Raw genomic sequence first — 13,841 nt, 5'->3', positions numbered from 1 at the left:
CAGGGCCTCGGGACCCCAGTCGCTCGGCACCGCGCTGGGCGGGCGCATCGCCGGAGCCGTGGACATCAACGGACACCTCGTAGGGGGTGACATTCTCCTGATCGTGGACTACACCAACGGCGGATCGAAGCCTGTGATCAGTGTCCGGGAGTGGAGCACCAACAGCGGGGGATCCTGGTTCCTGATCGCCGATTCTCTCACGACCGGGAAAGCATTCGTTGTGACCAACACCAGCAATGTCGCGGCTGTAGCACCCGGACAGGGCGTCTCGCCCAACGGGTCCTTCACCGACACCACCGTTGCGCTTCAGTTCGTCGAGTTCGGCCTCGATCTGACGGGATTAAACCTCTTGCCGATCGATCCCTGCAATCCGCTGGCAACGGCGTTGTTCCAGACTCGATCCTCGGCGTCATTCACAAGTTCGTTGATGGATTTTGCGCTGGGCAGATTCGCGGTCATTCCGCCTCCGCTGGCGGACGCCGGACCCGATCAGGCCAGCTGTCCGCAGGGTGATGTATCCACCTTCACCCTCGCAGGAAGCGCGGCGAACGGCACCCCGCTCTGGTCGGTCCTGAGCGGACGGGTCGCAATTACGGACCCGACTTCGCTCACCTCCACGATCACCGATACCGGAACGGGAACCGCTGTTCTCCTTCTGACGGTGACGAGCAACCAGAATTGCGGCGCGGCGACGGACACAGTCGTCTTCACAATCAATCCGAACCCGACGGTCTCGGTGAACAACACCGACGTCTGCGGAGGAGTTTCGGGCACGCTCACGGCAACGCCCTCCGGCGGAACCGGCGCGAAGACGTTCGCGTGGAGCACGGGCGCGACGACCTCCACGATCAGCTCGAGCACGGCTGGAACCTATAGCGTCACCGTGACCGACTCGAAGGGCTGCACGGGCTCCGGGTCCGGGACGCTCTCTCTCAATCCGAATCCGACGGTCTCCGTGAATAGCCCCACGGTATGCGCGAGCGCATTGCCTGCGACCTTGACTGCGACACCGGCCGGCGGGACGGGTGCTGCTACGTTCTCGTGGAGCACCGGGGCAACCACCTCGACGATCAGCACGAGCACGGCCGGCACCTACAGCGTGACGGTCACAGATACGAAGGGCTGCACGGGCTCCGGTACAGGCACGCTCACGGTCAATCCGAATCTGACCGTATCGGTCAATAACCCGGCGGTCTGCGGCGGGCTCGCGGCCACCCTGACGGCATCCGCCAGCAGCGGCACGCCCGCTTACACGTATTCCTGGAGCACCGGCGCGACGACCTCGACGATCAGCACCACCACGGCGGGAACGTTTTCCGTTACGGTGACCGATTCGAAGAGCTGCACCGGCTCGGGATCGGGCACGGCGACTGTTAATCCGAATCCGACGGTCTCGGTGCCGAACGTGGAAGTTTGCGCGAGCGCGGCTCCTGCGACGTTGACCGCGACGCCATCGGGCGGAACGGGCGCTTCGACGTTTGCGTGGAGCACAGGCGCGACGACCTCGACGATCAGCACGAGCACTGCCGGCACCTACAGTGTGACGGTCACGGACACGAAGGGCTGCACGGGCTCGACGTCGGGTACGTTGACCATCGATCCGAATCCCACGGTGACGGTGGCAAATGACAGCGTCTGCCCGGGAAGCTCGGCGACTCTGACGGCCAATGCGTCCGGCGGGACAGGCGCGAAGACGTACGCCTGGAGCACCGGCGCGACGACCTCCACGATCAGCACGAGCACGGCCGGGACGTATAGCGTGACGGTGACCGATACGAAGGGATGCACCGGCTCAGGTTCGGCGAGCGTCATTACACGGACGCCGCCGTCTCCGAGCGCGACAGGCGGATCGATCACCTGTTTCGATCCCTGCACGACGATCTCGGCGAGCCCGGCGGGCCTGACCTATAGCTGGACGGGACCGGGTGGATTCACCTCCTCTGCCCAGAGCCCGACGGTCTGCGACTCGGGGGATTACTCGGTGACGGTGACCGATACGCACGGTTGCACGGGCACCGCATCGGCGCATGTGTCGAATGTTATTCCACCGAGCGGGACCTGCGGGGCGGACGGCGCGATCACCCTGGGCTTCGAACTCGACGGCGATCCAAACGCCGTCGCGCCGAATCCTCCGGATGATTGGAATCTGATCTTCAACGGATCGGCCCACCCGACTTCCACGACCGGAATAGTCTCTGATTTTCCGTCGAAAGCCGACGACTATTTCGTGATCGGAACGAAGGACATCGTGGATGTCACCCAGTGGCACTATAACGTTCAATCGACCCCGGATAAGGACGATATCCTGAACGCGGGAGCGGCCGAATACGGTACGCGGCTCTATTTCTTCGGCGACCGGTACTCGGTGAACGGGAATGCGCAGATCGGATTCTGGTTCTTCCAGGACACTGTCCATCTTAATACGAGCAGCAACACATTTACCGGACAACATGAAATCGGAGACCTCCTGGTCCTCTCCAACTTCATCCAGGGCGGAGGGACTCCGGTCATCTTCGCGTACGAATGGGTCGGAAGCGGCGGATCGGATGGTTCGCTGAACAAGCTTACGCTGAACGCCTCCAATTCGTTTGCAATAACCAATTCGACGGTGAGTACGCCGCCATGGCTCTACAACCCGAAGGGAAAATCGCCGTCGTCTTATCCGAAGGGCGCATTCTTTGAGGGCGGAATAGACGTGGCGTGTCTGCCCGGTGTGAACCCCTGTTTCGCCTCATTCTTGATCGAAACAAGGGCATCCGCATCGGTGACCGCCGAATTGAAAGACTTCGTCATCGGGAGCTTCACAGTGGGAGTCGGCGCCCAGGCGCAGGCAGCACTGGCTCCACGCCTCAATGGCGGCGAGCAGGCTCAGTCTGTCGCGAAGCCGGCCGGTTATGCTCTCCATGCGAACTATCCGAATCCGTTCAACCCCACGACGCAGATCAAGTTTGATCTGCCCGAGGCGAGCCATGTCAGGTTGAGCGTGTTCAACATCCTGGGCCAGGAAGTCGCGTCTCTCGTGAACGGGACGATGGGGGCGGGCTTCCAGTCGGTCGAATGGAACACCTCGAACCGGGAGGGAGCGGCATTGCCGTCAGGTGTTTATTTCTACAGGCTGCAGGCGACTTCCTTGACGAGCGGAACGGAGTTCCACGGGGAGATGAAGATGGTGTTGATGAAGTAAGCCGTCAGGAAATGGATAAAACGATGGGGTGGTTCCAAGCGAGCCACCCCGTTGTTTTACTCCCGCGTCATTCTCGATAGACAATCGGATGATGCGTCGCCGTCAAAAATAATTCGCGATCATTCGCAAATTAATATAATCAGGTAAAGCGAAAATGTGACTATTGACACTATTGGATTACTTTCGTACTATGGACCTGTGCGCTAAGACGGGAGCTTTGTTTGTTCGTCCCAGGTTTACTCTCTATCCGGCTCTGAAGCAATAACCTCTCTGTAATTGAGTTCAAAAACTTTTTTTAATTCGATCTATAATTCCTTTATGGACGGGGGGTCTATCACCTTTTCCCGATTTCTTTTCTTCTCACCGTCCCTGAGAATTAAAACCCACTTATCCAATGAGTAACTTTTCATCCACAACCACATCACAGGAGAGTATCGTCATGATGCTCAATACAGTATCCAATATGCTTCGCGCAAGGGTCACGGCATTGCCGGCGCTCTGTTGCGCGATTCTGGTATGCACGCTCGCGTTCACGAGCGGCGCATACGCGCAAACTCCTCCTGCCGGTACTCCCGGCAGCGCGGCGAACGTCGAGATCGACGCCAACTTCTTCTCGGGCGTCACCTTCACGGGCGCAGCGTTTCTCTCCGGCAACGACTGGTCGCAAGGCCCGACCGGGAGCGCGCTCCTTCTTCAATCCGGAGGAGTTTCGGTTCTCGGGTTGAACAACGCCACGAACAGCCTTTGGTTCCGCGATCCGAACTGGGGAACGGGGAACGACGGGACGCAGTACACAGGCGGCCAGAAGAACGACCAGGCGATCGATTCCGCCAGCACACACTGGGGCGTGGTCGACTCGACCTTCGGCGGCGGAAGCCCACAGAAGAACGACATCACCAACTGCTACATCAGCACGCAGGTGGACGGAGCGACGGGCCACCGTTGGGTGGTCGCGGGCTTTGAGACACGCGCAACCAACGGCGTGAGCTTCGCAGGTTTGGAATTAGACCAGAAGGGTATGTTCGTCGACCGCAGAGTGCCTGGAAGCAACAAGATCACCGGACGCGCTTCGGGCACAGGAGCAGTCGGCGGCCGCATCGCGGGCGTAGTCGACATTAATAACCACCTGGTCGGCGGCGATATTCTATTGATCGTGGATTACACGAACGGCGGATCGAAGCCGGTCGTGAGCGTCCGCGAGTGGAGCACCAATAGCGGCGGATCGTGGGTCCTGATCGCCGATTCACTCACCGCGGGCAAGGGATTCGTCACCACGAATGCGGCGAACATTCCGGCGGTAGCTCCGGGACAGGGCGTCTCACCGCAGGGAAACCTGACGGATACGACGATTGCGTTGCAGTTCGTCGAATTCGGCCTCGATCTCACGGGATTGAACCTGTTGCCGATCGACCCATGCAACCCGCTGGCAACAGCGCTCTTCCAGACGCGTTCCTCAGCGTCGTTCACAAGTTCTTTAATGGATTTTGCCCTCGGCAAGTTCGCGGTCATTCCGCCTCCCGAGGCGCATGCGGGGCCCGACCAGGCGGTTTGCCAGACAACCGATCCCACGACATTCACGCTCGCGGGAAGCGCGACGAACGGTACGCCATTGTGGTCGGTCCTGAGCGGCCGGGTTGCGATTACGGACCCCACCTCCCTGACGACGACGATCACCGACACGGGAACAGGAACAGCGGTTCTTCTTTTGACGGTGACGAGCGGCCAGGGCTGCGGCGCTTCGCTCGATACGGTCGTGTTTAATGTGAATCCGAACCCGACGGTCTCGGTCAATAGCCCCGAGGCATGCTCAGGGAGTTCGGCCACGTTGACCGCCACACCTTCGGGCGGGACGGGCGCCGTCACATTCTCATGGAGCACAGGCGCGACAACCTCGACGATCAGCACGAGCACGGCCGGAACCTACAGCGTGACCGTGACCGATACGAAGGGTTGCACGGGCTCAAGCACAGGCACCCTGACGGTCAATCCGAACCCGACGGTTTCCGTCAATAGTCCGGAAGCATGTTCAGGGACTTCGGCCACCCTGACCGCGACGCCGAGCGGCGCACATGCAGCCGGCGCGACATTCTTATGGAGCACAGGCGCGACGACCTCGACGATCAGCACGAGCACGGCGGGGACCTACAGCGTGACCGTGACCGATACGAAGGGTTGCACGGGCTCCGGTTCAGGCACCTTCACGGCGAATCCGAATCCGACAGTCTCGGTGAATAGCCCGGAGGCTTGCGCGGGGTTCGCGGCCACATTGACCGCAACGCCATCCGGCGGGACCGGTGCCAAGACGTTTGCCTGGAGCTCGGGCGAAACGACCTCGACGATCAGCACGAGCACGGCCGGAACCTACAGCGTGACCGTGACCGATACAAAAGGTTGCACCGGCTCGAGCACAGGGACGCTCACTGCCAATCCGAATCCGACCGTCTCGGTCGACAATTCCTCGGCCTGCCAGGGCGGCGCTGCGACACTGACAGCGACCCCGTCGGGCGGGACCGGCTCGAAGACGTTCGCATGGAGTACCGGCGCGACGACATCGACGATCAGCACGAGCACGGCTGGAACCTACAGCGTGACCGTGACCGATACGAAGGGCTGCACCGGAACAGGTTCAGGGACGGTTGGAATCAACCCCGGACTGACAGTCTCCGTCAACAGTCCCGAAGTCTGCGCGAATACGCTTCCCGCGACGCTGACGGCGACTCCGAGCGGCGGCACTCCCAACTACTCGTTCTCATGGAGCACCGGCGCGACGACTTCCACGATCAGCTCCAGCACGGCCGGCTGTTACTCTGTAACGGTCACCGATTCGAAGGGATGCTCGGGCACCGGCTCAGGTTGCCTGACGATCAATCCGAACCCGACGGTTTCGGTCAACAGCCCGGAAGTCTGCGCAAGCACGCTGCCGGCGACGCTGACTGCCACTCCGAGCTTCGGGGCGGCTCCGTCCGCATTTGGCGCGGCGGGCGTTGCCTCGACCTTCCTCTGGAGCACCGGCGCGACGACCTCGACGATCAGCACCAGCACGGCGGGCTGTTACTCTGTGACGGTGACGGATACGAAGGGTTGCACCGGCTCAAGCTTTGGCTGCCTGACCGTCAATCCGAATCCGACAGTCTCGGTGAATAGCCCCGAAGTTTGCGCGAGCACACTTCCGGCCACTTTGACTGGCACGCCATCGGGCGGAACGGGCGCGAAAACGTTCGCATGGAGCACCGGCGCGACCACCTCGACGATCAGCACGAGCACGGCTGGAACGTACAGCGTGACCGTGACCGATACGAAGGGTTGCACAGGCTCGAGCACGGGCACCCTCACGGTGAATCCGAACCCGACAGTCTCAGTCAATAGCCCCGAAGTCTGCGCGAGCACTCTTCCGGCGACCTTGACTGCAACGCCTTCGGGCGGTACGGGCGCTTCGACCTTCGCATGGAGCACAGGGGCAACGACATCGACGATCGGCACGAGCACTGCGGGCTGCTATTCGGTGACGGTGACGGATACCAAGGGTTGCACGGGCTCAAGCTCGGGCTGTCTGACAGTCAATCCGAATCCGACAGTCTCGGTGAATAGCGCGTTGGTCTGCCCCGGCGACTCCGCCACGTTAACGGCCACGGCCAGCGGCGGAACCGGCTCAGTTACATACGCGTGGAGCAGCGGCGCGACGGCCTCCACGATCAGGACGAGCACTGCCGGTACCTACAGCGTGACCGTGACCGATACCAAGGGATGCACAGGCTCCGGATCCGGAACGATAACGCTGAAGACCGATTGCGGCGGGCACATATTCCCGACTCAGACCACCTGCAGCGAGTTCGCGAGCGGAACGGCCACACGTCTCCCGTCGCTTTGCTACAAGCCGGCAAACGGAACGGTCGGCACCGCAACCCCCGGAGTGTTCTTCTACTTCGCGCAGATCACCGCGCCGAGCGCGAGCTTCTGCGTCGACGTGACACAGACCAAGGCTTGCAGCACGTTCAAGCTGAACCGGATTCAGAACGGCAACCAGATCTACATCTACTCCGACGCCTGCCAGAGTCTGACGCAGGGCACCGAACCTTCACCCGGCCAGGGACGTGTCTGCATCACCAACGCGACACCGGGCAACCACTACATCATCTCGGTGAAGTATAGTGTCAAGTCGATCCAGGGCGGAACCTACAGCGGTGCGCCTCCGACCTGCCAGTACAACTTCATCACTTCGGTCGCCGGCACGCCGATTCAGACCACCGCCGACAGCATCAATGCGGCGCCGAATTGCGTCGGGCTTTCCGCCCTCGGCAAGACGGAGTTCAAGGGAGCGTCCGAATTGAGCCTCGCAACTCCGGCTCAGTACGCGCTCCACACGAACTATCCGAATCCGTTCAATCCCACGACGCAGATCAAATTCGATCTGCCCGAAGCGAGCAGCGTCCGTCTGAGCGTGTTCAACATCCTCGGCCAGGAAGTCGCAACGCTCGTGGATGGCGTGATGGATGCGGGATACCAGTCGGTCGATTGGAGCACTGCGAATCCTGAGGGTGCGGCCCTGCCTTCCGGGATCTACATGTACCGGCTGCAGGCCACCTCCATGACGAGCGGGAAGGAGTTCCACGACGTGATGAAGATGGTGTTGATGAAGTAAGCTGGAAGTAATAAGTCTCAGCAATGGGGTGGACCCTTCCCGGGGCCACCCCATTGTTTTTATTGAACTTTGCGGTGGAGTCAGTCTCGAAGAAACGACCGTCTCGTCTTCGGTGCAAGACGCTCGGGAAATCGGGTAAAACGTGCCGATGGAAATTGTTAAAAGTGTTGATCCGGACTCTATTTTCTTGACTTTTGGAGCCCACTTTTTTATCTTGAAACATCCAACGAAGGTCCGTTTCACTCTCAAAAATTTTCCTCCCGTAACGCTCAAGAGAATTCCTCCGGGGCGTTTTCCGTCGGGAACAGTCTCCATAGAAAATTTCTTTTCATGGCGAGGCAACAATCATTTCACTCTCTATCCACAAGCCGGCATGGGACAAAGCGGGCCACCGGTATCCTTTCATTCATCCCATTTCATAAAGGGGCACAATTCATGAACGCACTTCTTACAACTTCGCCGCAGCACAAGGGACTTGTTTCCTTGCGTCTGCTTTGTAGCGCTCTGCTTGTATGCGCGCTTGGATTGACAGGCGGCGCAATGGCACAGACGCCGCCGAACGGGTCGCCGGGAAGCGCGGCCAACGTCGAGATCGACGCGAACTTCTTCTCCGGCATCACCTTCACCGGCGCGACGTTTCTTTCCGGTAACGACTGGTCGCAGGGACCGACCGGCAGCGCGCTGTTGCTTCAATCCGGAGGACACTCCGTCCTGGGCTTGAACAACGCGACGAACAGCCTGTGGTTCCGGGACCAGGATTGGGCGACACAGAACGATCCGACACAGTACACGGGCGGACAAAAGAATGATCAGGCGATCGACTCCGCCAGCACGCACTGGGGCGTGGTCGATACCACCTTCGGAGGCGGAAGCCCGCAGAAGAACGACATCACGAACTGCTATATCAGCACGCAGGTCGACGGAGCAACCGGCCATCGGTGGGTGATCGCCGGGATGGAGACACGGGCTGTGAACGGAAACAGTTTCGCAGGCCTTGAACTCGACCAGAAGGGTATGTTCGTGGACCGGCGGGTGCCGGGGAGCAACAAGATCACAGGCCGGGCATCGGGCACAGGAGCCGTCGGCGGACGCATCGCAGGCGTTGTGGATATCAACAACCACCTGGTTGGTGGAGATATTCTATTAATAGTCGATTATACCGGCGGCGGAAACAGACCAATAGTCAGCGTGCGCGAGTGGAGCACCAATAGCGGCGGATCATGGGTACTGATAGCGGATTCTCTCACCGCAGGCAAGGGATTTGTCGTGACGAACCTCGCAAACATTCCGGCGGTGGCGCCGGGCCAGGGCGTCTCACCGAACGGAACGCTGACCGATACGACGATTGCGCTCCAGTTCATAGAGTTCGGCCTCGATTTGACGGGATTGAACCTGTTGCCGATCGATCCCTGCAACCCGTTGGCGACGGCACTGTTCCAGACGCGTTCCTCTTCGTCGTTCACAAGTTCATTAATGGATTTTGCACTTGGCAAGTTTGCGGTCATTCCCCCGCCGGAGGCGCATGCGGGACCGGATCAGTCTGTCTGCGCGGCGGGAGATGTGACGACGTTTACGCTTGCAGGGAGCGCAACAAACGGCACGCCGTTATGGTCGGTTCTGAGCGGACGGGTTGCGATCACGGATCCCACTTCGCTCACGACGACGATCACGGACACGGGAACCGGAACAGCGGTTCTTCTTCTGACGGTGACGAGCGGCCAGGGCTGCGGCGCGGCGCTCGATACGGTCGTGTTTAACGTGAATCCGAACCCGACGGTCTCGGTCAATAGCCCCGAGGTCTGCGCGAGCACGCTGCCTGCGACCCTGACCGCCACACCTTCGGGCGGGACGGGCGCCGTGACATTTTCATGGAGCACAGGCGCGACGACCTCTTCGATCTCGACGAGCACGGCCGGCACGTATAGCGTGACCGTGACCGACACGAAGGGTTGCACGGGCTCAAGCACAGGCACCCTGACGGTCAATCCGAACCCGACAGTCTCGATCGCTGCTGTCGAAGTTTGCGCGAGCACGTTGCCCGCGACTCTGACTGCGACGCCAGCGGGCGGAACGGGGGCCGCGACCTTTGCGTGGAGCACAGGCGCGACGACCTCGACGATCAGCACGAGCACGGCAGGAACCTACTCGGTGACGGTAACGGACACGAAGGGTTGCACGGGCTCGGGCTCAGGCGCCCTCACAGTCGATCCGAATCCGACCGTCTCGGTCAATAGCCCGGAAGTCTGCGCAAGCACCCTGCCGGCGACCCTCACTGCGACGCCCTCGGGCGGAACGGGCGCAAAGACCTTTGCATGGAGCACGGGCGCGACGACCTCGACGATCAGCACGAGCACGGCAGGAACCTACTCAGTGACGGTAACCGATACGAAGGGCTGCACAGGCTCGAGCACGGGCACGCTCACGGTGAATCCGAACCCGACAGTCTCAGTCAATAGCCCCGAAGTCTGCGCGAGCACTCTTCCGGCTACCTTGACTGCCACACCCTCGGGCGGGACAGGCGCTTCGACGTTCGCATGGAGCACAGGCGCGACGACCTCGACGATCAGCACGAGCACGGCGGGCACCTACAGCGTGACCGTGACCGACACGAAGGGTTGCACGGGCTCAGGCTCGGGCACGCTCACCGTGGATCCGAATCCGACGGTCTCGATTGCGAACGTGGAGGTTTGCGCGAGCACGCTGCCTGCGACTCTGACCGCTACGCCCTCGGGCGGGACAGGCGCTTCGACGTTCGCATGGAGCACAGGCGCGACGACCTCAACGATCAGCACGAGCACGGCGGGCACCTACAGCGTGACCGTGACCGATACGAAGGGTTGCACCGGCTCGGGTTCCGGCACCCTGACTGTCGATCCGAACCCGACGGTTTCGGTCAACAGCCCGGAAGTCTGCGCAAGCGCGCTCCCGGCGACCCTGACTGCGACGCCCTCGGGCGGAACGGGCGCAAAGACCTTTGCATGGAGCACGGGCGCGACGACCTCGACGATCAGCACGAGCACGGCCGGAACCTACAGCGTGACCGTGACCGATACGAAGGGTTGCACGGGCTCAGGCTCGGGTACGCTCACGATCAACGCGAACCTTACCGTTTTGGTGAATAGCCCCGAAGTCTGTTCAGGGACTTCGGCCACCCTGACCGCAAGTGTAAGCGGCGGAACTCCGGCCTACACCTATTCCTGGAGCACGGGCGCGACGACCTCGACGATCAGCACGAGCACGGCGGGAACGTACAGCGTGACGGCGACTGACACGAAGGGTTGTACCGGCTCAGGCACAGGCACGTTGACGGTGAATCCGAACCCGACCGTTTCTGTCAATAGCCCCGAGGTCTGCGCAAGCACGCTCCCGGCTACCTTGACTGCGACGCCCTCGGGCGGAACGGGCGCTGCGACGTTCGCGTGGAGTACCGGCGCGACGACCTCAACGATCAGCACGAGTACCGCGGGCACCTACAGTGTGACCGTGACCGATACGAAGGGTTGCACGGGCTCAAGCACGGGCACGCTGACGATCGATCCGAACCCGACGGTCTCGGTCAATAGCCCCGAGGTGTGCGCAAGCTCGCTCCCGGCTACCTTGACTGCCACGCCCTCGGGCGGAACCGGCGCCAAGACCTTTGCGTGGAGCACCGGCGCGACGACCTCGACGATCAGCACGAGCACCGCGGGCACCTACAGTGTGACCGTGACCGATACGAAGGGTTGCACGGGCTCAAGCACGGGCACATTGACCATCGATGAGAATCTGAATGTCTCGGTCAATAGTCCCGAGGCCTGCTCGGGATTCTCTGCGACACTCACCGCAACGGTGAGCGGGGGTGTGCCCGGATACACCTACTCATGGAGCACGGGCGCGACGACCTCGACGATCAGCACGAGCACCGCTGGAACCTACAGCGTAACGGCGACCGATACGAAGGGTTGCACGGGCTCCGGCACGGGCACGCTGACTTCCAATCCGAACCCGACGGTCTCCGTCAATAGCCCGGAAGTGTGCGCGAGCACATTGCCCGCGACATTGACTGCGACGCCCTCGGGCGGGACAGGCGCTGCGACCTTTGCATGGAGCACGGGCGCGACGACCTCGACGATCAGCACGAGCACGGCGGGCACCTACAGCGTGACCGTGACCGACTCGAAGGGATGCACGGGCACCGGCTCGGGCACTCTGACGGTCGATCCGAATCCGACTGTTTCCGTCGCAGCAGTCGAAGCATGCGCAAGCGCTCTCCCGGCGACCCTGACGGCGACGCCCGCGGGCGGGACCGGCTCAAAGACATTCTCATGGAGCACCGGCGCGACGACCTCGACGATCAGCACGAGCACGGCCGGAAGCTACAGTGTGACCGTGACCGATACGAAGGGCTGCACGGGCTCGGGCTCGGGCGCTCTGACGGTCGATCCGAATCCGACGGTCTCTGTCAATAGCCCTGAAGTCTGCGCAAGCACGCTTCCCGCGACATTGACCGCGACCCCGTCGGGCGGAACCGGGGCATCGACCTTCGCATGGAGCACGGGAGCGACGACCTCGACGATCAGCACGAGCACAGCCGGGACTTACAGCGTGACCGTGACGGATACAAAGGGTTGCACGGGCTCGGGCTCGGGCACTCTGACGGTCGATCCGAATCCGACCGTTTCCGTGAATGACGCCTCAGTCTGTCCCGGCGATTCCGCCACGTTGACGGCGACGCCTTCGGGCGGAACGGGCGCTTCAACCTTTGCATGGAGCACGGGCGCGACGACCTCGACGATCCGGACCAGCACCGCCGGCACGTATAGCGTGACGGTGACGGATACCAAGGGTTGCACGGGCTCAGGCTCCGGCACGCTCTCGCTGAAGACCGGTTGCGGCGGACATATCTTCCCGACGCAAACGACCTGCAGCGACTTCACGAGCGGCACGGCCCAGCGCCTGAACGCGCTCTGCTATCAACCCTCGAGCGGCACGGTCGGCACCGCGACGCCGGGCGTCTTCTTCTACTTCACAAAGGTGACGGCGCCGAGCGCGAGCTTCTGCGTCGACATCATACAGACGAAGGCGTGCAGCAGCTTCAAGTTCCTTCGGATTCACCAGGGCAACCAGATCTACATCTACAGCGCCGATTGCCAGAGTCTGCGGCAGGGAACGGAACCGAGCCCCGGTCAGGGGCGGGTCTGCATCACGGGTGCGACGCCGGGAGCGGATTACATTGTGTCGGTGAAGTACAACGTCAAGTCGATCCAGGGCAGCACCTACAGCGGTGCGCCTCCGACCTGCCAGTACAACTTCATCAGCTCGATCGGCGGTTCGCCGATCACGCCCTCCGCCGACAGCATCTCGGCGACGCCCGGATGTTCGGCGGGGATCGCACCGGCGAAAGCGGGATTTGGGGACGCGTCTGAGATGAGCGCTGCAGTACCGGCTCAGTACGCTCTCCATGCGAACTATCCGAATCCGTTCAACCCCACGACGCAGATCAAGTTCGATCTGCCCGAGGCGAGCACTGTCCGACTGAGCGTGTTCAACATACTCGGCCAGGAAGTCGCGACGCTTCTGGACGGGGCGATGGATGCGGGATACCAGGCGGTCGAATGGAACACTGCGAATCATGAAGGAGTTGCCTTGCCTTCCGGAATCTACATGTACCGGCTGCAGGCGACCTCCATGACGAGCGGGAAGGAGTTCCATGAGGTAATGAAGATGGTGTTGATGAAGTAAGCTGGAAGTCATCAGTCTGAGCGATGGGGTGGTCCCTTCCCGGGGCCACCCCATTGTTTTTATTGAACCAAGATCAGTCAGTGCATGGAAAGATGGCGCCGTTTCCCGGCCCCGTCAACCCGGCCGGCGGAGAAACAGGTAAAGCGTATCGGAGAACATTAAAAATCGGGTAATGCGGGCTCATCTCCCTTGACTTTTGGGCACCCGTTTTCTATCTTTACTCACCCAAAGGGAAGTCCGTTTCTCAACCAAAAAAAACTTCACCTCTAGTGACGCCCGGGAGCGTTTCACCCGGTG

The 13,841-nt window shown here is 61.4% G+C and carries 3 protein-coding genes; all 3 read left to right on the top strand.

Going from position 1 to position 13,841, the window contains the following annotated elements:
- A partial coding sequence (locus VI215_02565) for a T9SS type A sorting domain-containing protein (GenBank protein ID HEY6191188.1) occupies positions 1 to 3,184 on the top strand: 3,184 nt, incomplete at its 5' end.
- A 439-nt stretch (positions 3,185 to 3,623) separates the two neighbouring features.
- Complete coding sequence (locus VI215_02560; protein ID HEY6191187.1) at positions 3,624 to 7,823, top strand: T9SS type A sorting domain-containing protein; 4,200 nt, start codon at positions 3,624 to 3,626, stop codon at positions 7,821 to 7,823.
- Between the two features lie 540 nt (positions 7,824 to 8,363).
- On the top strand, positions 8,364 to 13,544 hold the full coding sequence (locus tag VI215_02555) for a T9SS type A sorting domain-containing protein (GenBank protein HEY6191186.1): 5,181 nt from the start codon (positions 8,364 to 8,366) through the stop codon (positions 13,542 to 13,544).
- Positions 13,545 to 13,841: the final 297 nt, after the last annotated feature.

The organism is Bacteroidota bacterium, from assembly GCA_036522515.1.
Taxonomy (GTDB): domain Bacteria; phylum Bacteroidota; class Ignavibacteria; order UBA10030; family SZUA-254; genus VBOC01.
Note: the sequence above shows the minus strand (reverse complement) of the source record. Positions and strands in the feature narration are given on the sequence as shown.

Bases quoted from the DNA above. Each gene is read 5' to 3' on its own strand.
- VI215_02560 (HEY6191187.1), top strand. From the start codon at position 3,624: ATGATGCTCAATACAGTATCCAATATGCTTCGCGCAAGGGTCACGGCA.
- VI215_02555 (HEY6191186.1), top strand. From the start codon at position 8,364: ATGGCACAGACGCCGCCGAACGGGTCGCCGGGAAGCGCGGCCAACGTC.